At 34.3% G+C, this 22,900-nt stretch carries 23 protein-coding genes; 15 read left to right on the forward strand and 8 right to left on the reverse strand.

What is annotated here, in order from left to right; genetic code table 11:
- Positions 1 to 2 precede the first annotated feature (2 nt).
- Positions 3 to 251: a YcgL domain-containing protein gene (locus A9G35_RS09400; RefSeq protein ID WP_081300189.1), complete on the forward strand. Its 249-nt coding sequence runs from the start codon at positions 3 to 5 to the stop codon at positions 249 to 251.
- Positions 248 to 670 (forward strand): YcgN family cysteine cluster protein, encoded by a 423-nt coding sequence (locus tag A9G35_RS09405; RefSeq protein WP_065636629.1) that lies wholly within the window; start codon positions 248 to 250, stop codon positions 668 to 670. Before A9G35_RS09400 ends, A9G35_RS09405 begins: the two co-directional genes overlap by 4 nt.
- A gap of 202 nt (positions 671 to 872) precedes the next feature.
- On the opposite strand, the gene A9G35_RS09410 is transcribed toward A9G35_RS09405, so the two are convergent.
- Positions 873 to 1,430, reverse strand: a complete 558-nt coding sequence (locus A9G35_RS09410) for a YggT family protein (protein ID WP_065636630.1) — start codon at positions 1,428 to 1,430, stop codon at positions 873 to 875.
- Between the two features lie 36 nt (positions 1,431 to 1,466).
- A complete protein-coding gene (locus A9G35_RS09415) occupies positions 1,467 to 2,168 on the reverse strand; it encodes a YggS family pyridoxal phosphate-dependent enzyme (RefSeq protein WP_065636631.1) in 702 nt (233 codons plus the stop codon).
- Positions 2,169 to 2,205: 37 nt separating this feature from the next.
- Between A9G35_RS09415 and A9G35_RS09420 the strand changes: the two genes are divergently transcribed.
- The 5 genes from A9G35_RS09420 (at position 2,206) to A9G35_RS09435 (ending at position 5,453) form a co-directional block, all read left to right on the forward strand.
- Positions 2,206 to 3,147 (forward strand): type IV pilus twitching motility protein PilT, encoded by a 942-nt coding sequence (locus tag A9G35_RS09420; protein ID WP_065636632.1) that lies wholly within the window; start codon positions 2,206 to 2,208, stop codon positions 3,145 to 3,147.
- 116 nt (positions 3,148 to 3,263) lie between these two features.
- Positions 3,264 to 4,073: a pyrroline-5-carboxylate reductase gene (proC, locus tag A9G35_RS09425; RefSeq protein WP_065636633.1), complete on the forward strand. Its 810-nt coding sequence runs from the start codon at positions 3,264 to 3,266 to the stop codon at positions 4,071 to 4,073.
- 303 nt (positions 4,074 to 4,376) lie between these two features.
- Positions 4,377 to 4,586, forward strand: a complete 210-nt coding sequence (gene cspE / locus A9G35_RS09430) for a transcription antiterminator/RNA stability regulator CspE (protein WP_065636634.1) — start codon at positions 4,377 to 4,379, stop codon at positions 4,584 to 4,586.
- 226 nt (positions 4,587 to 4,812) lie between these two features.
- Positions 4,813 to 4,935, forward strand: coding sequence for a DUF5339 family protein (locus tag A9G35_RS14180; protein WP_442903178.1), 123 nt, complete (start codon positions 4,813 to 4,815; stop codon positions 4,933 to 4,935).
- Between the two features lie 236 nt (positions 4,936 to 5,171).
- Positions 5,172 to 5,453, forward strand: coding sequence for a DUF5339 domain-containing protein (locus A9G35_RS09435; RefSeq protein WP_065636635.1), 282 nt, complete (start codon positions 5,172 to 5,174; stop codon positions 5,451 to 5,453).
- Between the two features lie 17 nt (positions 5,454 to 5,470).
- Here A9G35_RS09435 and A9G35_RS09440 read toward each other — a convergent pair whose 3' ends face one another.
- From A9G35_RS09440 to A9G35_RS09450, 3 genes are all read right to left on the reverse strand, one after another.
- Positions 5,471 to 5,953: a thermonuclease family protein gene (locus A9G35_RS09440; protein WP_065636636.1), complete on the reverse strand. Its 483-nt coding sequence runs from the start codon at positions 5,951 to 5,953 to the stop codon at positions 5,471 to 5,473.
- Between the two features lie 136 nt (positions 5,954 to 6,089).
- Complete coding sequence (fabA, locus tag A9G35_RS09445) at positions 6,090 to 6,611, reverse strand: bifunctional 3-hydroxydecanoyl-ACP dehydratase/trans-2-decenoyl-ACP isomerase (RefSeq protein WP_034909831.1); 522 nt, start codon at positions 6,609 to 6,611, stop codon at positions 6,090 to 6,092.
- 117 nt (positions 6,612 to 6,728) lie between these two features.
- Entirely contained in the window at positions 6,729 to 8,501 is a 1,773-nt protein-coding gene (locus A9G35_RS09450) for an AAA family ATPase (protein ID WP_218057252.1), read from the reverse strand.
- Between the two features lie 189 nt (positions 8,502 to 8,690).
- On the opposite strand from A9G35_RS09450, the gene A9G35_RS09455 reads away from it, so the two are divergent.
- On the forward strand, positions 8,691 to 10,463 hold the full coding sequence (locus A9G35_RS09455) for a DUF3413 domain-containing protein (protein WP_065636637.1): 1,773 nt from the start codon (positions 8,691 to 8,693) through the stop codon (positions 10,461 to 10,463).
- Between the two features lie 37 nt (positions 10,464 to 10,500).
- On the opposite strand, the gene lipA is transcribed toward A9G35_RS09455, so the two are convergent.
- Positions 10,501 to 11,460: a lipoyl synthase gene (gene lipA / locus A9G35_RS09460; RefSeq protein WP_065636638.1), complete on the reverse strand. Its 960-nt coding sequence runs from the start codon at positions 11,458 to 11,460 to the stop codon at positions 10,501 to 10,503.
- A gap of 10 nt (positions 11,461 to 11,470) precedes the next feature.
- Positions 11,471 to 12,091 carry a lipoyl(octanoyl) transferase LipB gene (gene lipB / locus A9G35_RS09465; RefSeq protein WP_065636639.1) on the reverse strand — a complete coding sequence of 207 codons (621 nt, stop codon included), beginning with the start codon at positions 12,089 to 12,091 and terminating at the stop codon, positions 11,471 to 11,473.
- Between the two features lie 372 nt (positions 12,092 to 12,463).
- Between lipB and aceE the strand changes: the two genes are divergently transcribed.
- The 4 genes from aceE (at position 12,464) to A9G35_RS09485 (ending at position 18,970) form a co-directional block, all read left to right on the forward strand.
- Positions 12,464 to 15,130, forward strand: coding sequence for a pyruvate dehydrogenase (acetyl-transferring), homodimeric type (gene aceE / locus A9G35_RS09470; protein WP_065636640.1), 2,667 nt, complete (start codon positions 12,464 to 12,466; stop codon positions 15,128 to 15,130).
- Positions 15,131 to 15,142: 12 nt separating this feature from the next.
- A complete protein-coding gene (gene aceF, locus A9G35_RS09475; protein WP_065608597.1) occupies positions 15,143 to 16,738 on the forward strand; it encodes a pyruvate dehydrogenase complex dihydrolipoyllysine-residue acetyltransferase in 1,596 nt (531 codons plus the stop codon).
- 16 nt (positions 16,739 to 16,754) lie between these two features.
- Positions 16,755 to 18,179, forward strand: a complete 1,425-nt coding sequence (gene lpdA, locus A9G35_RS09480; RefSeq protein ID WP_065560236.1) for a dihydrolipoyl dehydrogenase — start codon at positions 16,755 to 16,757, stop codon at positions 18,177 to 18,179.
- Between the two features lie 296 nt (positions 18,180 to 18,475).
- Entirely contained in the window at positions 18,476 to 18,970 is a 495-nt protein-coding gene (locus tag A9G35_RS09485) for an RHS repeat domain-containing protein (RefSeq protein ID WP_065636641.1), read from the forward strand.
- A 170-nt stretch (positions 18,971 to 19,140) separates the two neighbouring features.
- On the opposite strand, the gene A9G35_RS09490 is transcribed toward A9G35_RS09485, so the two are convergent.
- Positions 19,141 to 19,374 carry a hypothetical protein gene (locus A9G35_RS09490; protein WP_065625826.1) on the reverse strand — a complete coding sequence of 78 codons (234 nt, stop codon included), beginning with the start codon at positions 19,372 to 19,374 and terminating at the stop codon, positions 19,141 to 19,143.
- Positions 19,375 to 19,667: 293 nt separating this feature from the next.
- On the opposite strand from A9G35_RS09490, the gene prfA reads away from it, so the two are divergent.
- From prfA to kdsA, 3 genes are read left to right on the forward strand one after another with little or no spacing between them, the layout of a single operon-like run.
- Positions 19,668 to 20,753, forward strand: coding sequence for a peptide chain release factor 1 (gene prfA, locus A9G35_RS09495; RefSeq protein WP_034909811.1), 1,086 nt, complete (start codon positions 19,668 to 19,670; stop codon positions 20,751 to 20,753).
- Positions 20,750 to 21,586, forward strand: coding sequence for a peptide chain release factor N(5)-glutamine methyltransferase (gene prmC, locus A9G35_RS09500; protein WP_065636642.1), 837 nt, complete (start codon positions 20,750 to 20,752; stop codon positions 21,584 to 21,586). Before prfA ends, prmC begins: the two co-directional genes overlap by 4 nt.
- Positions 21,587 to 21,602: 16 nt before the next feature.
- Entirely contained in the window at positions 21,603 to 22,457 is an 855-nt protein-coding gene (gene kdsA / locus A9G35_RS09505) for a 3-deoxy-8-phosphooctulonate synthase (RefSeq protein ID WP_065636643.1), read from the forward strand.
- Positions 22,458 to 22,900: the final 443 nt, after the last annotated feature.

The following is a 22,900-nucleotide window of genomic DNA, read 5'->3' on the forward strand; positions in this document are numbered from 1 at the left end:
TTATGATGTGGTGTTATATTTATCGAAGCACTAAAAAAGAAAATTGTTATTTATATATGGAAAATGAAAATGATTTTTCGACTATTCCTGAAAAAATAATGTCTATTTTTGGTTCGCCGGTATTTGTGATGAAAGTACTTCTTGATGGCAAACGACGTTTTGTGGTGGGAACTTCGGATGAAATTGAAGAAAAAATCAAAACTGATGGATTTTTTTTACAAATGTTAAAAGAAGATGATTTTAAAGTATGATTGAATCATTTTGGGAGAACAAAACATTAGAACAGATGAGTGACGACGAATGGGAACAACTTTGCGATGGTTGTGGCCAGTGTTGCTTAAATAAATTAATGGATGAAGATACTGACGAAATATTATATACCAATGTCGCTTGCAATTTGCTTGATTCTAATACTTGTCAATGTAAACACTATTATAATCGCTTTGATTACGAACCTGATTGTATCAAGTTGACTCGTGATAATCTTCTTACTATTGAATGGTTGCCATTAACTTGTACTTATCGATATTTTTCTGAGACAGGACAATTACCAGATTGGCATCCGCTTATTACGGGCAATAAGAAACTTATGCACAAGCTAAAAATTTCGGTTAAAAATCGAATTGTTTATGAAAAAGATGTAATTTGTTGGGAAGACCATATTCTTTAAAAAAGAGAAATAAAAAAACTGAAATAAAATCAATTTTTTCCTGACCGTTTTTTACTTGTAATAACACCTTTTTTATTGGTTAACTTTCAGTATTGGAAAAATTTATAGTTATTTATTTACTTTTGATTAGATCAAAAAAGCTCACTTTTAGCGAGCCTTTTGGTGACAATTTAAGGAAGCTGTTGTTCCTACTTATCTGAATTTAAAGTACAAACCATAAATATCCCATGATATCAGTAGCAAACATATTTAAAAACATCAAAATAAATACAAAAATCATAAATGAAATATCGATCATACCAATAGGTGGTACAATGCGTCGAATTGGTGCTATAAATGGTTCTGTTAGTTGGGCAAGCAACTCATCGGCATTCGACTGTCCTCGGCTTACCCAACTTAAAATTGCTCTAAATAGTAATAACCAAAATAATAGATGTCCAAATGCGTGAGCGATGGCTGCAACGGCATATAAAAGATATCCAATAGGCCAGTTTAAATTATTGATGATTCCATAATAGCCAATAAAGGTAATTTTTATAAAAGCAAAAAAGTATAAAACAACCCATGTCGCCGTATCTATCTGTTTAATAGAAGGAATAACTTTGCGCAGTGGTGCAATAATTGGCTGGGTTATTCGGACAATAAATTGGGTAAATGGATTATAGAAATTGACCCGTACACGTTGCATCCATATGCGCAAAATTAAAGCATATAAGCATGCCGTTAAAAGGGTTTTTCCTAAAAAATAAAGCGATGCCATTTAAGACTCCTTAAAATAAATTATCTAGGCAATATATCACAAATACTGCCTTGCTCCAAAAATTGCCGTGCCGATGCGAACCATTGTGCTACCTGCAACAATCGCAGCTTGCATATCGTTACTCATGCCCATAGATAATGTGTCCATAAATGGGTAATCGGCTTGTAAAGAATGTAACAGTTCCTGCATTTTGGTAAAGACATGTAATTGTTTGTCAAAATCATTTTCAATTTCAGGAATAGCCATTAAACCGCGTAATTTTAAATTGGGTAGTGCAATTATTTGCTTAGCCAAATCAGCAACTTGCTCAGGTAAAATTCCTGATTTACTTGCTTCGTGGCTAATATTGACCTGAATTAATACATTTAATTTAGCCATTGATGTAGGGCGCTGGTCATTTAAACGTTGTGCAATTTTGAAGCGATCAATGGTATGCATCCAATCAAAGTGTTCGGCAACTAATTTGCTTTTGTTCGATTGTAATGGCCCAATAAAATGCCACGTTAATGGAGTGTTGGGCTGTGTTTGTTTAAAGTGGAGGATCTTTTCAACACCTTCTTGAACATAGTTTTCACCAAAAGAAAGTTGGCCTGCATCTATTGCTTGTTTGATTAAGGCCACAGGTTTTGTTTTACTGACCGCAATAAGTTCAATTGTATTGGGATCTCTTTCGCATTTTTCTGCTATTTTTTGAATGGTGCTTTTTATAGTAAGTAAATTGTCACGTACTGTATTCATGTTAATTCCCAATTAATAAACTAATAGGTCAAATGTAATGTTAAATTCGTTGTTGTCGCTTAGTGTAACGCAAAAAGCATCCGATTTGCACCTTTCAAGTGGTGAAGTTGCACGCATTCGCATTAATGGACAATTACAGTGTTTATCTAATGAAAAGCTATCACATTTAAAGTTAGAAACTGAGCTATTAACGTTACTTAATCAATCACAAAAAACACAATTACAGAAAAATAAACAAATTGATTTAGCTTACCAATCCCCTGAAATAGGCCGTTTTAGAGTCAATATCTTTTATCAACAGCGCGGTATTTCGGCGGTGTTTCGAATCATTAAAAATCATATTCCCGATCTCGCTGAAATAGGTGTGCCTGACATTGTTAAAAAACTAATAACGTATGAAAGTGGTATTATTTTAGTTACTGGAGCCACAGGAAGTGGCAAATCAACGACGCTTGCATCATTAATTGAGCATATTAATTTAACTCAATCTAAGCATATTATTACTTTAGAAGATCCTATTGAATTTATTTATCACAATCAACATTCATTAATTCAACAAAGGGAGCTTACAAATTTTGATCATGCACTTGATAGTCTTTTAAGGCAAGATCCTGACATAATTTTGCTTGGGGAATTACGTAATAAAAAAGCGATTCAAACGGCTTTGACAATAGCAGAAACAGGGCACTTAGTTTTTGCTACGTTGCATACATGTTCTGCTGTTCAAAGTATTAATCGTATTATTGATGTATTTGATGAAAGTTCGCGTAATTTTATTCGCATGCAATTATCAAATAATTTAAGAGTAATTATCAGTCAACAGTTAGTACCTACGGAGAATGGTCGTAAAGCGTTATTTGAAATCCTTATCAATACATCAGCTGTTAGTAATTTGATTAATGAAGGTAAAATTAAGCAGATTTTTTCACTTATGCAGACAGGGCAACAATATGGAATGCAAGTGATGCCAAAAAGTTAACATCATTTACTCTTTTATAAAACTTGATGTTGAATTTTTTTGATACAAAATTTTGAGATTTATATTTAAAATCATTTATAATCTTCCAAATAGTCTTTTGCAAAAGAGGGTAATAAATGGATCAACGAATTGGTTTTATTGGCTTAGGCAATATGGGTAATGCGATACTGCAAGGTATTTTAGCAAGCAATATTGTATCAGGAACACAAATGTATGTTTATGACCCCCATCCTGATAAAGGCCAAATGCTGAATCAAAATTATGCTATCAATAATCTTGATTCTGCAAGAGAGGTTGCTCGTGAGTCGGATATTGTATTTGTTGCCGTTAAACCCAATGTGATTGTGGATGTACTTAATGATATTCAAAAAGAATTAAAAAAGAACACTATCGTTATTTCAATTGCTGCGGGCGTTACTATTAAAACAATTGCAAAATGTGTTGGTTATGAACAAAAAATTGTTCGTGTTATGCCAAATACCCCCGCACTTGTTAATGCTGCTATGTGTTCAATTACGCCAAATACTGAAATTACTGATGAAGAACTGTTGATTGTAAAAAAGTTATTAAATTGCATTGGTGAAACCGAAGTTGTGCCTGAATATTTAATTGATGCTGTTATTGGTGCTAGTGGCTCTTCTCCTGCTTTTGTTTTTATGTTTATTGAGGCACTTGCTGATGGTGCAGTAAAAGGTGGGTTATCAAGAAAACAAGCTTATAAGTTTGCAGCACAAGCTGTTTTGGGATCGGCAAAGCTATTATTAGAAACAGGGAAGCATCCAGGCGAATTAAAAGATATGGTTTGTTCGCCAGCAGGTACGACTATTGAAGGCGTTCATGCGCTTGAAGAAAAAGGATTTAGAGCTGCAGTTATTAATGCAGTAGAAGCAACAATAAAAAAATCTCAAATAATGGCAAAAGATTAATATGATAAAATTTATAATGTTATATCTTTAAATTAGCGTTATGAATTATTTTTACTAATATAATAAGCAATCTTTTAAAAAAGATTGCTTGCATTAGCAAACTAATTATGAGTAAATAGACCCAAGCATACGACATGCGGATTTATTTTATAACATTTAGATATATATAGTTTGTAGTTTACTTCGTCCTTGGAATTAGTTTTCTTCAGTACCCTCTTCTTAGTGTTAATAAGTAATCTAGGTTTTATGTTTTTAAATATAGCCCTTAGTGGCTGAGATTAATTTATTTATAGGAAGATTATTATGTCTAAGAAAACTGGTCAAGTTAAATGGTTCAACGAAAGTAAAGGTTTTGGTTTTATTTCTCCTGCAGATGGTAGCAAAGATGTATTTGTACACTTTTCTGCAATTTCAGGCGATGGTTTCAAAACGTTAGGGGAAGGGCAACAGGTAGAATTTTCTATTCAAGATAGCCCGCGTGGTCCTGCCGCTGTAGATGTTGCAATTATCTAAAAACTATTCTTTATCTTTTTGTTTATCACTTTATGAGCAAAATATTTACTCATAAAGTGATTTATTCTATAGCACTTCAGCTAAAGTCTTTCAGTATTATATTCTGGTTATTTTAAGTGTACAATTTTTTATTTTTAGTAAATTATTATTAATATATATAAATGTAAGGAAATACAATGAAAAAATTACTGTTATTTATTGGCTTTTAGGGCTTTGTTCTACTGCTATGGCTGATTTATCTCAAAGCTGCAAAACTTATTTTAATAAACTTGATAATTTAGTTAAGCTTGTTCCCGAAAATGAAGCAAGCAAACAACAAATAGAATTACAAAAAAACAAATTTCCTTGATGTCAATTGAAAAGCAAGAATTTTCATGTAAAAAGGGAATTGAACTATATACACAAATCGAACATTTAGTATTTAAAAAATAATACAAATAAATAAATGAACATGTTAAGTGATCATTATTAATTTTGTATATATAGACTTCCCTTCCAAAATTCTTTATTATATCTTGGCTATTTCAAGCATTAATTATCATTTTTAATGATATTTCTAATAAATTTATGATATAAGGGAAGAAAATGAAAAAGTTATTATTATCTGTTGCGCTATTAGGTTTTTCTACTATTTCTATGGCAGCGGATTTATCTGAATCATGTAAAACCTATTTTGATAAAGTTGATAGTTTAGTTAAAGCTATTCCTGAAGACTCTCTAACTAAACAACAATCAGATATGATGAAACAAAACTTAGAAACAGGTAAACAACAAGTTTCGTCAATGCCTGCAGATGCTCAAGAAGCAGCTTGTAAACAAGGTATCGAGTTACTTAAACAAGTTGAAGCAAGTTTACCTAAAAAATAAGATTTTTTGAGTATAATTTATCGTTTATTATGGCGATAATTCCATGGGGCTATTGGATGTTTATCTTTCCATAGCCCTTTTTTGTTTTGTTTAGCTATTTTTTCTAGCTTTACCATTAACTTATTATTGGCAACTCCTTTATAACGGTATGCCCAAGCATAACCATTTTCAACCATTTTTTCATTGATATTCACTTCATTTAAAAAAATAGTACCTAAACTTCGCTCATAGATATCTTTTTTACTTTCTTTAACAAAAACATTTTTAGCTGCAATGAGTGAAGCCAAATATTTTCGTGATGCATTACCATAAGCTTGCTTACTTTCTGGTGCATCGATATCAAGTAGACGAACACGGATTTTTTGTTTTTTGATAGTTAAGATATCAACTGTATCGCCATCAATTACTTTTACAACTTTACCATTGAAATCAGCATAAACTAGTGTGTTTGATAAAAAAAATAAAATAATACAAATTAATAAAGGTTTTAAACGATTCATTATAAATAAAAAAGTATAAAAATTTGTAGCATTATACAGGATTTTTCATGCTATAACTAAATATGGATTTAATAAAAAAGAGATGATGTCAACCTTATTTGTATTTAATAAGGCTGACAGAATGAGTAGCTTTAAATTAAAAAGCGTTGGTATCTTGGAATAGACCTACTTTTAAATCAGATGCTTGATAAATAAGCTTACCATCAACAAAAACTTCACCATCACCGATACCCATAATTAATTTGCGATTAATAACACGTTTGAAATGGATTTTATAGGTTACTTTTTTATTGGTTGGTAGTACTTGGCCAGTAAATTTTACCTCACCAACACCTAAAGCGCGGCCTTTCCCTTTACCACCAATCCAACCTAAATAAAATCCAACTAATTGCCACATAGCATCAAGTCCTAGGCAACCAGGCATAACTGGATCGTTTTTAAAATGACATTTAAAAAACCATAAATCGGGATTAATATCAAGTTCAGCTTCAACAAAACCTTTGCCAAAGTTGCCACCGTTTTCATTCATTTCAATAATACGATCCATCATTAACATTAAATCAGATGGTAATGGTGGTCCATCATGACCAAATAATTCATTATTGCCTGATTTAATTAAATCAGCTTTATCGTACGATGATTTACGTTCAAATGTCATAAAAAAACCTTTTATTTAATGTAAATTAAAACATGTTTTGAAAAATTGAAAGTTAACTAACTCTCTTTTCCTATTTCGTAATTAATAAAATTTTGAACCAAAGTTTATTTGGTATTGTTACTTTTTGCAATATTTTTGCCATCTACTTAACCAACTATCTTGTTTTTTGTCCTGCAACAATACTGCTTGCATACGTGCATGAATCAATTGGTAAAGATTAATGCTATCTTTATCTTTATAAGGAATACCTGTTAGTAGGTAAAGCGCATCAGCAACATGTTCAACAGACCATATTGAAAACTTTCCTTGATCGATTGCTTCAATAACATCATCATTTAAACTTAAATGGCGTTGATTAGTGGCTGGAATAATTACGCCTTGTTGTCCAGTTAAACCTTGTTGTTTACAAACAGCAAAAAATCCTTCAATTTTTTCGTTCACTCCACCAATTGATTGGACATGACCAAATTGATCTACTGAACCAGTAACAGCCAATTGTTGATCAATAGGTTGCTGTGATAAAGCGCTAATGATTGCACAAAGCCCTGCAAGTGAAGCACTATCGCCATCAATTTCACTGTAAGATTGTTCAAACACTAAAGAAGTTGAAAAAGGTAGTTGATGATTGATAGCAAATTCAGACATAATAAATGCCTGCATTATCATCATTCCTTTTGAGTGAATATTACCAGCTAATTCTGTTTTGCGTTCTATATCAATTATCTCTCCATCACCAAAATGAATAAGACAACTTAGACGAGTGGGTTCACCAATCGCTTTTGGGTACCCAGGGTATTCAATTACTGATAAGCCGTTTATTTGACCAACAACTTGCTCTTTAGTATTAATCATTATTTGATTACTAAATATCTCCTCATGTAGCCTTTCTTGCAAATAATTTTCATGCCATGATTTTTGCTTTATAGCAGAAGTGATGGCTGATTCATCGATTACATTATTTTGCATAAAGTGTGTAGCATTAACTAATAGCGAATTAATCCAATCTACCGAAAGAGGGAGGTAATGTTGATCACCAGTATAGCGAGTAGCCTCTTTGTAAATTTTTGCTAAAGCTAAGGTGTCAATATTAGGTAATTGTTGTTTATTAGCGATAAATTTTAAGTAATTAATCCAGCGTTCTATTTGCTCGGGTGATTTGACTGGTAATTCATTTTCAAATTCAGTATAGATAGAAGTTGAATAAAATTCAGGTTCAAAATCTTGTAATTCTGCTAAACTTAATCTATCCCCAACTAAAATGATTCGTAAATCAAGTGGCATAGGAGGAATAGACAAAGGTAAAGGATGAGATTCGTCAGCTGAAACCCATTCAAACTCTTGCTTTATTACCATTTGTTTTAATTTAGACCATAACAATGGTTGGCTAAGTAATGAGCGAAGGCCTAAAATTAAAATGCCGCCATTAGCACGATGAACAAGTCCAGCTTGTAATTTTATAGGGCTATTTTCAGGTTGTCTAACACAACCAAATAGTTTTTCACTATCAACAGAAGATGCAAATAAACAATTGTCTTGGGCTGCAAAATTATCTTGTTTGCTCTTTGCATTGGTCAGCGTAATTTTACTTTCGCTAAAAAAATAACTATAGCCTAATGAAGGTGAAGATAAATCAGATTTAATGGCTTGTCTTAGTAAATCAAAAAAAAGCTCACTTTCAGGAGCTTTAAGCAACATAAAGCGGGGGCTATAACATACTCTTTTGGGTGGGCATAACAGTGCTAAGGCAGAGGCCACACGTGGTTGCCACATGAGTAAATGTTCTGATTTTTCTGATGCTAATGATATTGAATTATTAGTTTTGTTTCTAAGTTCAGAAATATAGGATAAATCAGGCTGGATCTGTTTTGCGTTGAGTTGTTTAATTGCCAAAGTTTTTATCTTTTTGTTAACTTATTTCATTTTGAAATTATAACAAGTATCCGATGTATCGCCAACAGATTACCAAAATCTTTATGGTAGCAAATAAAAAATTTACAGAAAGATTTTTTAAAATCAGGTAAACTAAAACATAATTTATTGTTTATTTATCTTAACAATCACTATTAGCAACGACTTAATATGCTCAAAATCAAAAATACTTACTTCAAAGACTATCGTGCCTCACAAATTGTTAGTTGGGGGCATTGGTTTACGTTGTTTAATATTTTTGTTGTAATTTTACTAGGTAGTCAATATTTATTTATTGCAGATTGGCCTCGTACTTTTATGGGGCGATTTTATGCAATTATTAGTGCAATCGGACATTTCAGCTATTTGACCTTTATTGCTTATTTGATTCTGCTTTTTCCGTTAAGTTTTTTCATTCATTCATCTCGATGGCAAAGGATAATTGCAACGGTTTTTGCAACAGTAGGTCTTTCATTACTAATTATTGATATTGAAGTTTTTTCGCATTTTAGAATGCACCTTAATTTGTCTATTTGGCAATTATTTTCATCGCAAAAAGTTACTTATTTAAGTACGGTATTTATTGCTATTCCGTTTATTTTGTTGATTGAAATTTTATTTTCGGTATGGAGCTGGAAAAAATTACGTAGCTTAAGTAAACGTAAACGCTATGCAAAGCCTGTAGTAATTCTTTTTATTCTTTGTTTTGTTACCTCACATTTGATTCATATCTGGGCTGATGCTAATTTTTATCGACCAATTACTATGCAGCGTTCAAGCCTACCACTTTCTTATCCTTTAACTGCTCGCCATTTTCTTGAACGTTATGGCTTTATTAAAGAAAATGGTTATCGTGATCGTGTTGCTCAAGAAGGGAATCCTTTTGCGATGGCAATTGAATATCCGTTAGGAAATATTGTTTATAATCAAAAGACAATAAAAAATAATGTGTTAATGATTGTTATTGAAGGGTGGAATACTAATTTATTAACTCAACATATGCCGTGGTTAAATGAATTTTCTCAAGATAATATTTTCTTTGCTAATCATTATGGAGCAAGTAATCAGTCCTATTTAAATGACTTTTCATTGTTTTATGGATTAGATCCTAACTACTATAATAGTATCCTTGTTGGACATAAACCGTCTGTATTGCTTGATGTCGTTACAAAACAGCACTACAACTTAGGTCTATTTTCGGAAAATGGTTTTGCTGAACCTTTATATCGTTCAGCTTTGTTATCTAATTTTTCAATACCACAACCTAAAAAACAATCTAATAAACAAATAACAGAAAACTGGAGGGCTTGGCATGAAGAACAAAATAGCCTTGCTAATCATGCACCTTTGTTTTCTATAATCCAATATTCATTGGGTAATAAAAATAAAAAAATCATGATATCTGATCTTCAATCAGAAGCTAAAAGGCTAGATCAATACATTGAATCATTAATTGCCTATTTAAAATTATCTAATGCCTATGATGATACGATTATTGTTATTACTGGTTCGAATGATATTAAAATTGACGAGGTGAAAAAAGTAGCGTTACGCAATGCAGGAAGCGACTTTAACAGAGAATCATTAAAAGTACCATTGATTATATCATGGCCAAATAAAGGCCGTGCCCAAATAACAAAAGCAACTTCGCAAACTGATATTATGCTTACATTAATGCAAGACGCATTTTATGTTACTACGCCACCTCAGCAATACAGTCAAGGTAAAAACCTATTTACTCAAAAGTCTAGACAATGGCTAGTTGCTGGTGATGAAAATACTATAGCTGCACTTTATGATGATAAAACGGTTGTCTTAGATGCTTTTGGTCGTTCTAAAATTTATGATATTAATGGTAAATTGCAAAAAGCAGAAAAAATTAGTTTACCCATCTTTTTGCAAATCGTTACTGAAAATCGCCGTTTTATGGTTGTGGATAATTGATTTAGCTTTTGAGTAGAATTATAAAAAGGGGTGAAGATTACTTCACCTCTTTGCCCATTGCTTGTAAATCAGCATGATAAGATGAACGTACAAATGGCCCACAAGCTGCATGAGTGAATCCCATAGCTAATGCCGTTTGCTTTAATTCTTCAAATTCTTGTGGCGAAACATAACGTTCAACGGGTAAATGATATTTACTTGGTTGTAAATATTGACCAAGCGTCAACATAGTAACACCATGACTACGTAAATCTTTTAACACTTGAATTAATTCTTGATTTGTTTCGCCAAGTCCTACCATCAACCCAGATTTTGTAGGAATTTCAGGATATCGTTCTTTAAATGCTGCCAGTAATTTAAGTGATCCTTCATAGTTAGCGCCAGGGCGGATTCTCTTATATAAGCGAGGTATATTTTCTAAATTATGATTAAATACATCAGGTGGATTATCACTTAAGACATCAATTGCTTCATCAATACAACCACGGAAATCAGGTGTTAACGTTTCGACTTTGATACTAGGGTTTAAAGCACGGATTTTTTGTGTACAAGAAGAAAAATGACTAGCGCCGCCATCTTTTAAATCATCCCTATCTACAGAAGTAATAACAACATAGCGCAACTTCATTTCTTGGATAGTTTTAGCTAGTTTTATTGGCTCATCTTGATCTGGTGGTAATGGACGACCATGTGCAACATCACAAAATGGGCAACGGCGGGTACAAATATCGCCCAAAATCATAAAAGTAGCCGTGCCATGATTAAAACATTCAGCTAAATTAGGACAAGAGGCTTCTTCACAGACTGAATGTAATCCATGTTTGCGCATGGTGTTTTTAATATGTGCTATATTATCAGAGTGAGCAGATAATTTAATTCGCATCCATTCAGGTTTTTTTAGCGGTGCGACATCTTCTAAGGTTACAGTTGGAATTAAGCGTGTCTTTTCGGCATCACGATATTTCGAACTTCTGATTATTGTTTCATTATTTTGCATAATAGGTATCTTATCTTTGAGGTAACTGCTTAATAAAATTATTGGTTAATAGTTGTTTTATCTCTTTACGGTCAATTTGAGAGACATATTCTTTTAGTTGAGTCATTTGTAATCCGGCGTAGCCACAAGGGTTAATGTTATTAAAAGGGGAAAGATCCATATCAACATTGAATGCAAGTCCATGTAAAGTGCAGCCACGACTGATATGCAAACCAAGTGAACAAATTTTCTTTTCGTTAATATATACTCCTGGTGCATCAGACTTTGCATTAGCTATAATACCATAATGGAGCAATGTTTGAATGACACTATTTTCTAAATAACTAACTATATCTCGGATACCTATCTTAAGTCTTTTTAAATCAAATAAAATATACATGATTTGTTGACCTGGAGCATGGTAAGTAATTTGACCACCGCGATCGGTCTGAATAACTGGGATATTTGTCTGATTTAATAAATGTTCTGCTTTACCAACTTTACCTTGGGTAAATACAGGTTCATGCTCGACTAACCAGATTTCATCAAGAGAATGCTCATTACGTTGTTTTGTAAAGTCATGCATAGCTTGATAGGTATACACATATGGTTTAATTTTTAAGTCTTTGATTATGACATTATTAATGGTCATAGTTTTTTCTGTTGTCTTCAAGTAATATTATCGAAATTTTTACAAGTATATAACAGATTTTGTAATAACTTGACAACTTGTAGTTATTTTTAGTGTAGTTATTAAAATAATATTTATACTTACTCTTAATTAAAATTTAATTATTTATCAGATAAATAATATTAATTTTGTTATTATTATTGAAATAGTTGATTAATTTGATAGGAATTAACATTCTTTTCAAAGTAGCAGTTTGCTTTACTTTTTTTTTAAAAATGGCAGACTGCTATAAATAAAACTCCGTAATCCAGCGTTTTAGCTTGATTAGTGACATTTTTTAATGTAATTAAGAATAAAACGTTGTATTTTTCTAAACAAAAAAGAGGTTTTTATATGTCGGACATGCAAATGAATGATGTCGATCCAATTGAAACACAAGATTGGCTCAAAAGTGTTGAGTCTATTATTCGAGAAGAAGGTGTCGAACGTGCACAGTATATTATTGAACAAATAGTTAATAAGGCGAGAGATGGGGGTGTTCCAGTACTTTTTGGTTCTTCAACAAGCAATTATGTCAATACTATTCCAGTAGAAGAGCAACCTGCTTATCCTGGCGATTGGGAAATAGAAAGACGTATTCGTTCAATTGTCCGTTGGAATGCAATTATGATGGTGTTACGAGCTTCAAAGAAAGATTTAGAGCTTGGTGGCCATATGGCATCGTTCCAATCTGCAGCTACTTTTTATGAAGTCTGTTTTAACCACTTTTTCCGTGCTCGTAATGAAAAAGATGGCGGTGATTTAATTTACTTCCAAGGGCACATCTCACCAGGTATTTATTCTCGAGCTTTTATTGAAGGTCGTTTAACCGAAGAACAATTAGATAATTTCCGCCAAGAAGTACATGGTAAAGGGTTACCTTCTTACCCACATCCTAAACTACTCCCAGAATTCTGGCAATTCCCAACAGTATCAATGGGGCTTGGTCCTATTAGTGCAATTTACCAAGCACGTTTTTTAAAATATTTAGAAAATCGTGGACTAAAAGATACCTCTGAACAAACTGTTTATGCTTTCTTAGGTGATGGTGAGATGGATGAACCAGAATCAAAAGGTGCAATTACCGTTGCAACGCGTGAAAAACTCGATAATTTAGTGTTTGTTATCAACTGTAATTTACAACGTTTAGATGGTCCAGTAACGGGTAATGGCAAAATTATCAATGAACTAGAAGGTGTATTTGCTGGTGCGGGTTGGAACGTAATTAAAGTTCTTTGGGGTGACCGTTGGGATAAACTTCTCCAAAAAGATAAGTCTGGTAAGTTAATTCGACTAATGAATGAAACACTTGATGGTGATTATCAAACATTAAAATCAAAAGACGGTGCTTATGTTCGCGAGCATTTCTTTGGTAAATACCCTGAAACTGCTGAATTAGTTAAAGATATGTCTGATGAAGAAATCTTTAGATTAAATCGTGGTGGTCAAGATCCTGCTAAAATGTTTGCAGCATTCCAACGATCAAAAGAAACCAAAGATCGCCCAACTGTTATTCTTGCTCACACCATTAAAGGTTATGGCATGGGAGCTGCAGCTGAAGCAAAAAATATTGCACACCAAGTGAAAAAAATGAATATGGATGGCGTACGTCATGTTCGCGATTTCTTCAATATTCCAGTAACAGATGAAGCACTTGAAAAATTACCATACATCAAATTTGAGGAACACACGCCAGAATACAAATACATTCATGAGCGTCGTGAAGCGTTACATGGTTATGTACCATCTAGATTAACTCATTTTTCAGGAACTGTTTCAATTCCTCCATTAAGTGAATTTGCGTCATTACTTGAAGCTCAATCGAAAGAAATATCAACCACTATAGCATTTGTCCGTGCGCTTAATATTATGCTTAAGGATAAAGAACTTGCTCCACGTCTAGTACCTATTCTAGCTGATGAAGCACGTACTTTTGGTATGGAAGGTTTATTCCGTCAAATTGGTATTTATAATCCACACGGTCAACAATATACACCACAAGATAAAGAACAAGTGGCTTATTATCGTGAAGATGAGAAAGGTCAAATTCTTCAAGAAGGAATTAATGAATGTGGTGCAACGGCTTCTTGGATTGCTGCGGCCACTTCATATAGCACAAATGATTTTCCAATGATTCCATTCTACATTTACTATTCAATGTTTGGATTCCAACGTATTGGTGATCTAATGTGGGCAGCAGGTGATCAACAAGCACGTGGATTTATGATTGGTGGAACCTCTGGTCGAACAACGCTAAATGGTGAAGGTTTACAACACCAAGATGGTCACAGTCACATTCAAGCATTAACTATCCCTAACTGTATATCATATGATCCTGCTTATGCTTATGAAGTTGCGGTAATCATGCAAGACGGTTTACGTCGCATGTATGGTGAGCAAGAAAACGTTTACTACTATATTACAACTCTCAATGAAAACTATGCACAACCAGCAATGCCAGAAGGTGCAGAAGAGGGCATTCGACGAGGTATTTATAAACTAGATACCGTTGAGGGTCAAAAAGGCAAACCGACTGTTCAGTTACTAGGTTCAGGCTCTATTTTACGCCATGTTCGTGAAGCGGCTGAAATCTTAGCTAAAAATTATGGTATTAGCTCAGAAGTTTATAGCGTAACATCCTTTACAGAGCTTGCTCGTGATGGTCAAGATTGCGAACGATATAATATGTTGCATCCAAGTGAAACACCAAAAGTGCCTTATGTTGCACAAATTATGAATAACAATCCAGCGGTGGTTTCAACTGATTATATGAAATTGTTTGCTGAGCAAATTCGTGGATTTGTACCTGCTGAAAGCTATCGAGTACTCGGTACTGACGGTTTCGGTCGCAGCGATAGCCGTGAAAATTTACGTCATCACTTTGAAGTCGATGCATCTTATGTTGTGGTTGCAGCATTGGGTGAACTTGCTAAACGTGGCGATATTGAAGTTAGCGTTGTTGAAGATGCGATCAAAAAATTCGAAATCAATGCCGATAAACTTAATCCACGAATTGCATAAGAGGTTATTATAATGAGTATTCAAATCAAATTACCTGATATCGGTGGTGACGAAGTAGAAGTAACCGAAATTCTGGTTAAAATAGGCGATAAAGTTGAAGCTGATCAGTCAATTATGACAGTTGAAGGTGATAAAGCATCAATGGAAATCCCAGCACCACAGGCTGGTATTGTTAAATCTATTTCTGTAAAAATTGGCGATAAAGTCAAAACAGGCGTTGACATTATGGTCTTTGATGGGCAAGGTGGCGAAACTGCCGCTCCAGCTACAGTTACAGCACAAGAAGCACCAAAAGTTGAAGTAACACCAACTGCAACTAGCCAAATTGTAGATGTAAAAGTTCCAGATATTGGTGGTGATGAAGTCGAAGTAACGGAAATTTTGGTAAAAGTAGGTGATACTATATCTGTTGATGATTCATTAATTACCGTTGAGGGTGATAAAGCCTCAATGGAAGTACCAGCAACCATTGCTGGTACGGTTAAAAGTATCACGATAAAAGTGGGTGATAAAGTAAAAACAGGTTCCAAAATCATGGAATTTGAAACCACATCTAGTGCAGCTCCAGTTACTCAAGCAGCTCCAGCTGCCGCAGCGCCTGTTGCTGAAAAAGCAGCACCTGAGCCAACGCCAGCACCAGTTGCTGCAAAATCAGCGCCTGCTTCATCAAGCAATGAGTTTGTTGAAAACGATGCTTATGCTCATGCAACACCATCTGTACGTCGTTTAGCACGTGAATTTGGGGTAAATCTAGCAAAAGTTACTGCTACAGGTCCTAAAAACCGTATTTTACGTGAAGACATTCAAACTTACGTAAAAAATGCTGTTAAACAAATTGAAAGTGGCGCTACAGGTGGTGCATTACCTGGTCTATTACCATGGCCTAAAGTTGATTTTAGCAAATTTGGTGAAGTTGAAAGTTTACCATTAACTAAAATTCAAAAAGTATCAGGTGCAAATTTACACCGTAACTGGGTAATGATTCCGCATGTGACAGAATTTGATGAAACAGATATTACTGATTTAGAAGCATTCCGTAAGCAACAAAATGCAGAAGCAGATAAGAAAAAACTTGATCTTAAGATCACGCCACTTGTGTTTATCATGAAAGCGGTAGCAAGTGCATTAACAGCGTATCCACGCTTTAATAGCTCATTATCTGAAGATGCCCAAACCTTAATTATCAAAAAATACATTAATATTGGCGTTGCTGTCGATACACCAAATGGTCTTGTAGTACCAGTATTTAAAGATGTTGATAAAAAGGGTATTGTTGAACTTTCTCGTGAGCTTGCGGCAATTTCTAAAAAGGCACGTGAAGGTAAATTGACAGGTAGCGATATGCAAGGTGGATGTTTCACTATTTCTAGCCTTGGTGGCATTGGTACAACCTCGTTTACACCAATTGTTAATGCGCCAGAAGTTGGTATTTTAGGTGTATCTCGCTCTAGCATGAAACCAGTTTGGAATGGCAAAGAGTTTACACCACGGCTAATGTTGCCATTATCATTATCATTCGATCACCGAGTTATTGATGGTGCTGATGGTGCACGCTTCTTAAGCCATATTGTTAACGTCTTATCCGACTTACGTCGTTTAGTGATGTAATTAAGGAGATCAAATTATGAGTCAAGATGTTAAAACACAAGTTGTGGTTTTAGGAGCAGGACCAGCGGGTTATTCCGCTGCGTTTCGTGCTGCCGACCTTGGACTAGAAGTTACCCTTGTTGAACGTTATTCAACACTTGGTGGTGTTTGTTTAAATGTAGGCTGTATTCCATCAAAAGCATTACTTCATGTTGCTAAAGTAATGGATGAAGCAAAATCATTAACCGAACATGGTATCCATTTTGGTACACCTAGACTTGAATTAGACAAAGTGCGCGGTTGGAAAGAAAAAGTCATTAGTCAACTGACTAATGGACTAGCTGGTATGGCCAAAATGCGCAAAGTCAATGTGATTCAAGGTGAAGCACAGTTTACTGGTAGTCATACAATGGAGGTAACTTCATCAAAAGGAATCACTAAGATCACCTTTGATAATGCGATTATTGCAGCGGGCTCTCGTCCAATCAAGTTGCCTTTTATTCCACATGATGATCCTCGTATTTGGGATTCTACAGATGCCTTAGCCTTAACCACCATTCCTAAAAAATTATTATTAATGGGTGGCGGAATTATAGGTCTTGAAATGGGGACTGTATACCATGCACTTGGTTCAGAAGTCGATGTAGTTGAAATGTTTGATCAAGTGATTCCGGCTGCTGATAAAGATGTAATTAAAGTCTTTACTAAGCAGATCCAAAAGAAATTCACGTTACGATTGGAAACTAAAGTTACTACCGTTGAAGCAAAACATGATGCAATTTATGTCACCATGGAAAAGAAAGACGGCAGCACCGAAACTCATACTTATGATGCGGTATTAGTAGCAATTGGCCGTACACCAAATGGTAAATTAATTAGTGCCGAAAAAGCAGGCGTTAATGTTACTGACCGTGGATTTATTGAAGTCGATAAACAGATGCGTACCAATGTTCCGCATATCTATGCAATTGGAGATATTGTTGGTCAACCAATGCTTGCGCACAAAGGCGTACACGAAGGTCATGTGGCAGCAGAAGTAATTGCAGGTAAAAAACACTTCTTTGATCCAAAAACCATTCCTTCTATCGCTTATACTGAACCTGAAGTTGCTTGGGTTGGTTTAACTGAAAAAGAAGCGAAAGAGAAAGGTATTGATTATGAAGTATCAATCTTCCCATGGGCAGCTTCAGGACGAGCTATCGCTTCTGATTGCTCTGAAGGGATGACAAAACTGATCTTCAATAAAGCAGATAATCGCCTATTAGGTGGTGCGGTTGTTGGTGCAAATGGCGGTGAATTACTTGGTGAAATCACCTTAGCTGTCGAAATGGGTTGCGATGCCGAAGATATTGCATTAACAATTCATGCTCACCCAACATTGCATGAATCAATTGGCTTAGCCTCTGAAATTTATGAAGGCTCAGTCACTGATTTACCAAATGCTAAGGCGAAGAAGAAATAGTAATAATAAGTCATTTATATACTTAATAAAATGCCGTTAGCTCAAACTAACGGCATTTTTATTTTTTATAAGATAATTTTTGTCAAAAAGTTTCAGGAGTGCACTACGTTTATGTAGAAAACAAATAAAAATCAATTAATTAAATTCATGCCCCTGATAAATCTCAAGTTATGTATTTTGAGTGAATTATTTTAAGCATATGAAATGTAAAAACTTGATGTTTTCTAGCAGGAACAAAAACAGCGAAAATTGTCCATACAAAGATTTATCGCTATCTTTGGGATGGTAATGTTTTATTGCATGAATGGCATTATCAGTGTGCACGGCGTCCTAAGGTTATTTCTGATGAGCTGGGAATGCTTATTTTGGACCACCCCGAACCGGTCCAAAACCTGACCACTTGGGTTTATGAGGAAGGAAGTTTAGCACCCACTGCTAAGCTATGTAATGGCAAGTCCTACTCAATTGTATCGGACTATTTGGGCAGACCGGCTCAGGCCTATGATGATAAAGATGAACTGGTTTGGCAGGTGGAATTTGACATCTATGGCAGAATACGGGAAGATTCGTTTAACAATCAGCCGTTTATTCCGTTCCGGCAACTGGGGCAGTATGAAGACCAAGAACTAGATGGACTTTATTATAATCGTTTCAGGTATTACGACAGTAATACAGGAACTTATATAAGTCAAGACCCTATCGGGCTGGCAGGTAATAACCCGAATTTTTATGCATATACGTTCGATTCTAATTTGGAAGTTGATCCATTTGGATTGGATTTAAAATCCTGAAAATGGAGAAATAAAAATGATTTAAACTATGTAGGAAAATTAGCTGATCAAAATTGAATATTTGAACACGCCTTTCCTGTTGCACCTTTTTTAGTACTTTTAAATCTAAATGCACATCATTTTATTCAGTTTTTTTAAGAAATTTTTGAAACTAAATTAATCAGTAGGGATTAATGGTAAGGCTGATAAACGTGGTAAATATCTAAATCAATCACATAGTCTACAGCAATATTTTTATTATACGGATAAATTTGATAACCATAACGAAAGCAAAATATGTGAGTGAAATTTTCGGAACCTACATCATTGAGAACTTTCATCATACGCGATTTTAGCTGCCCTATTGATGAAGCTTTGCCTGAAATTAATGTATTACCATAAAAACTTTCAATTTCAATTATCATTTTTTCAGATTTTAAAAATTATTTTGTCATAGAATTTAGTTAACATAATTGATAAAAATAGAAAATTGCTACAAATAAGTTGTTGACCATAATCATAAGACTAAAATAAGCCAACATTAAGTTTATAAAATACTTTTTATTATGTCTATAATATTTCGGTTTATTCTCTCACCATGCCATATATTGTTTATGCAATATAAGTTTGATAGTTAGCTCAAACTGTATTTTAAAAGTGATTAAGTATATAATGCCCCACAAATTTAATTAATTTATATCATCTAATATATATTTTTATGAAATCTTCAATTATCAACAAATTAGAAATGCTACAAGAGCGTTATGAAGAAGTTCAAGCATTATTGTCTGATGCTTCGGTTATTGCGGATCAAAATCGCTTTCGCACTTTGTCTAAAGAATATTCTCAATTAACAGGGGTGGTTAAGTGTTTTTCTGATTGGAAGCAAACACAAGAGGATATTGAGACAGCTAAAATGATGCTATCTGATCCTGAAATGAGTGAAATGGCACAAGAGGAGTTAAACGAAGCATTAAGTCGAGTTGAAGAACAAGAAAAGCAACTACAAGTTTTACTATTACCTAAAGATCCTAATGATGATTATAATTGTTTTATCGAAGTTAGAGCTGGAACTGGTGGTGATGAAGCGGCTATTTTTGCTGGCGACTTAGCACGAATGTATACAAGATTTGCCGAATCACGGAATTGGCGTGTTGAGATTATGAGTGCAAATGATGGTGAACATGGTGGCTATAAAGAAGTTATTATGTTAGTTAGTGGGGATGGTGTTTATGGTAATTTAAAATTTGAATCAGGTGGACACCGAGTCCAACGTGTACCGGAAACAGAATCTCAAGGTCGTATTCATACCTCTGCTTGTACCGTTGCTGTTTTACCGGAAGTCCCTGAAGCAGAAATGCCCGAAATCAACCCTGCTGATTTAAAAATTGATACCTATCGTTCATCTGGCGCAGGTGGTCAGCATGTTAATACAACAGATTCTGCTATTCGTATTACCCACATTCCTACGGGCATCGTTGTTGAATGTCAAGATGAGCGATCGCAACATAAAAACAGAGCCAAAGCAATGTCAGTTTTAGCTGCAAGAATTCAAGATGCGGAACTACGTAAGCGCCAACAAGAAGAGGCTTCAACACGTCGAAATCTATTAGGTTCAGGCGATCGTTCAGATAGAATCAGAACATATAATTATCCACAAGGTCGAGTAACCGATCATCGAATTAATTTAACGCTTTACCGTTTAGATGAAGTCATGGAAGGAAAATTAGAGATGCTAATCGATCCGATTGTGCAGGAATATCAAGCTGATCAACTAGCAGCTTTATCGGAACAAGATGAATGACATACTTACAATGGCTTAAAAGTGCATCTCAAACCTTAACAGATAGTGAAAGCCCAAAGCGAGATGCTGAAATTTTACTGAGTTTTGTTACGCAAAAAACGCGGACATTTTTAATGGCGTTCAGTGAAACATTGCTAACTGATGATGAATTGATTGCTTTATCTGAATGTTTAGAACGCAGGAAAAATGGTGAGCCTATCGCTTATATAACTGGCGAAAAAGAGTTTTGGTCCTTAAAGTTTAATGTTTCTAACGCCACTTTAATACCTAGACCGGATACCGAAAAATTAGTTGAATTAGGTTTAGAGTACCTTCCTAAAGTGCCTTGTGAAGTATTGGATCTTGGCACGGGAACCGGCTCGATAGTTATTGCAATGGCAACCGAACGTCAAGACTGTTTATTTACCGCAATTGAAAAAAATAAAGATGCCCTAATTTTAGCTCAAAAAAATGCGACCCAAATCGGGGTGAATAATGTTTATTTTTTACAAGGTGATTGGTACAAGCCAATAAAGAATAGAAAGTTTTCAATGATTGTCAGTAATCCTCCTTATATTGAGCCAACAGACATTCACTTATCTCAAGGCGATGTACGCTACGAACCAAGAAGCGCATTAGTTTCTGAAGATGATGGTTTAGCTGATATTAAACTAATTGTACAAGGTGCAACTAAACACTTAAACCAATATGGGTGGTTATTAATAGAACATGGTTGGAAACAAGGCGAGGCAGTGCAAACAGTTTTTAAACAACATGGATTTCAATTAGTAGAAACCTTCACCGACTATAGCGGTAATGACAGAGTCACCCTTGGTCGCTGGTTTAAACCTTAACTAGGAAAATTTTATTATGCAACAAAAAAAAGTAAACGTTGGTGACATTACTGTCGCTAATGATCTACCCTTTGTATTATTTGGTGGTATGAATGTGCTTGAATCTCGTGATTTAGCGATGAAAATCTGTGAACATTATGTCACCGTTACCAATAAACTGAATATTCCTTATATTTTTAAAGCCTCTTTTGATAAAGCAAATCGCTCATCAATTCATTCCTATCGTGGACCAGGATTAGAAGAAGGGCTAAAAATATTCCAAGAGCTTAAACAACAATTTGGCGTTAAAATTATTACTGATGTACATACTGAAGCACAATGTCAACCCGTTGCTGATGTGGTTGATGTAATTCAATTACCTGCCTTTTTAGCAAGACAAACTGATTTAGTTGTTGCAATGGCTAAAACAGGCGCAGTAATTAATGTCAAAAAACCACAATTTGTTAGTCCAGGGCAGATGGGTAATATTGTTGAAAAATTTGAAGAGGCTGGTAACAATCAAATCATCCTTTGTGATCGTGGTAGCTGTTTTGGTTATGACAACTTAGTGGTTGATATGCTTGGTTTTAACATTATGAAAAAAGCAAGCAAAGGGTCACCAGTTATTTTTGATGTTACTCATGCTCTTCAATGCCGTGATCCTATGGGAGCAGCATCAGGTGGACGTCGTGGCCAAGTAACTGAACTTGCACGCTCGGGCATGGCTGTTGGTATTGCTGGGTTATTTTTAGAATCCCACCCAGATCCAAGTCATGCAAAATGTGATGGACCGTCAGCGTTACCACTAGCAAAATTGGAACCTTTCTTAAAACAGATGAAAGCCATTGATGAACTAGTAAAAAGTTTTGATGAAATTGATACTGAACATTAAGAGTTTAATTATTTAGCTACAATTAAAAAAACGTTATTTATTATAAAGTAAATGGTATTTTTAGCATATTAATAAAAAAGAGAAACCAAATGTGATTTCTCTTTTTTATTTGGTGGTCATTTTACGTTATTAATCTTTAGAAATTACTTACTTTTTAATCTTCAATTTTTCAACCACAGTAATAAATATACATAAAAAATGCCATATCCTAAATCATAGGTAGCGTGTTGATATTATAAATAAAATTGGTGATAGACTAAATATTGACACCAAACGTTCATCTAGAACATATTCATTAACATCTTCTAAAATCGTCATAACATATTAAATAATGTGACTTTAATGATTAATACTAACGTAATTTTGTACGTGGGTTGGTCATTTACAATGGGATATTTATACAAAGGTTTATATTTTAGGTGATATTTTTGTAAAAAATATTC

The organism is Gilliamella sp. Choc5-1 (assembly GCF_001690595.1).
In the GTDB taxonomy this organism is placed as follows: Bacteria; Pseudomonadota; Gammaproteobacteria; order Enterobacterales; family Orbaceae; genus Gilliamella; species Gilliamella apicola_M.

Coding starts and splice junctions, on each gene's coding strand:
- A9G35_RS09400 (WP_081300189.1), top strand. CDS start 3: ATGATGTGGTGTTATATTTATCGAAGCACTAAAAAAGAAAATTGTTAT.
- A9G35_RS09405 (WP_065636629.1), top strand. CDS start 248: ATGATTGAATCATTTTGGGAGAACAAAACATTAGAACAGATGAGTGAC.
- A9G35_RS09410 (WP_065636630.1), bottom strand. CDS start 1,430: ATGGCATCGCTTTATTTTTTAGGAAAAACCCTTTTAACGGCATGCTTA.
- A9G35_RS09415 (WP_065636631.1), bottom strand. CDS start 2,168: ATGAATACAGTACGTGACAATTTACTTACTATAAAAAGCACCATTCAA.
- A9G35_RS09420 (WP_065636632.1), top strand. CDS start 2,206: ATGTTAAATTCGTTGTTGTCGCTTAGTGTAACGCAAAAAGCATCCGAT.
- proC (WP_065636633.1), top strand. CDS start 3,264: ATGGATCAACGAATTGGTTTTATTGGCTTAGGCAATATGGGTAATGCG.
- cspE (WP_065636634.1), top strand. CDS start 4,377: ATGTCTAAGAAAACTGGTCAAGTTAAATGGTTCAACGAAAGTAAAGGT.
- A9G35_RS14180 (WP_442903178.1), top strand. CDS start 4,813: ATGGCTGATTTATCTCAAAGCTGCAAAACTTATTTTAATAAACTTGAT.
- A9G35_RS09435 (WP_065636635.1), top strand. CDS start 5,172: ATGAAAAAGTTATTATTATCTGTTGCGCTATTAGGTTTTTCTACTATT.
- A9G35_RS09440 (WP_065636636.1), bottom strand. CDS start 5,953: ATGAATCGTTTAAAACCTTTATTAATTTGTATTATTTTATTTTTTTTA.
- fabA (WP_034909831.1), bottom strand. CDS start 6,611: ATGACATTTGAACGTAAATCATCGTACGATAAAGCTGATTTAATTAAA.
- A9G35_RS09455 (WP_065636637.1), top strand. CDS start 8,691: ATGCTCAAAATCAAAAATACTTACTTCAAAGACTATCGTGCCTCACAA.
- lipA (WP_065636638.1), bottom strand. CDS start 11,460: ATGCAAAATAATGAAACAATAATCAGAAGTTCGAAATATCGTGATGCC.
- lipB (WP_065636639.1), bottom strand. CDS start 12,091: ATGACCATTAATAATGTCATAATCAAAGACTTAAAAATTAAACCATAT.
- aceE (WP_065636640.1), top strand. CDS start 12,464: ATGTCGGACATGCAAATGAATGATGTCGATCCAATTGAAACACAAGAT.
- aceF (WP_065608597.1), top strand. CDS start 15,143: ATGAGTATTCAAATCAAATTACCTGATATCGGTGGTGACGAAGTAGAA.
- lpdA (WP_065560236.1), top strand. CDS start 16,755: ATGAGTCAAGATGTTAAAACACAAGTTGTGGTTTTAGGAGCAGGACCA.
- A9G35_RS09490 (WP_065625826.1), bottom strand. CDS start 19,374: ATGATAATTGAAATTGAAAGTTTTTATGGTAATACATTAATTTCAGGC.
- prfA (WP_034909811.1), top strand. CDS start 19,668: ATGAAATCTTCAATTATCAACAAATTAGAAATGCTACAAGAGCGTTAT.
- prmC (WP_065636642.1), top strand. CDS start 20,750: ATGACATACTTACAATGGCTTAAAAGTGCATCTCAAACCTTAACAGAT.
- kdsA (WP_065636643.1), top strand. CDS start 21,603: ATGCAACAAAAAAAAGTAAACGTTGGTGACATTACTGTCGCTAATGAT.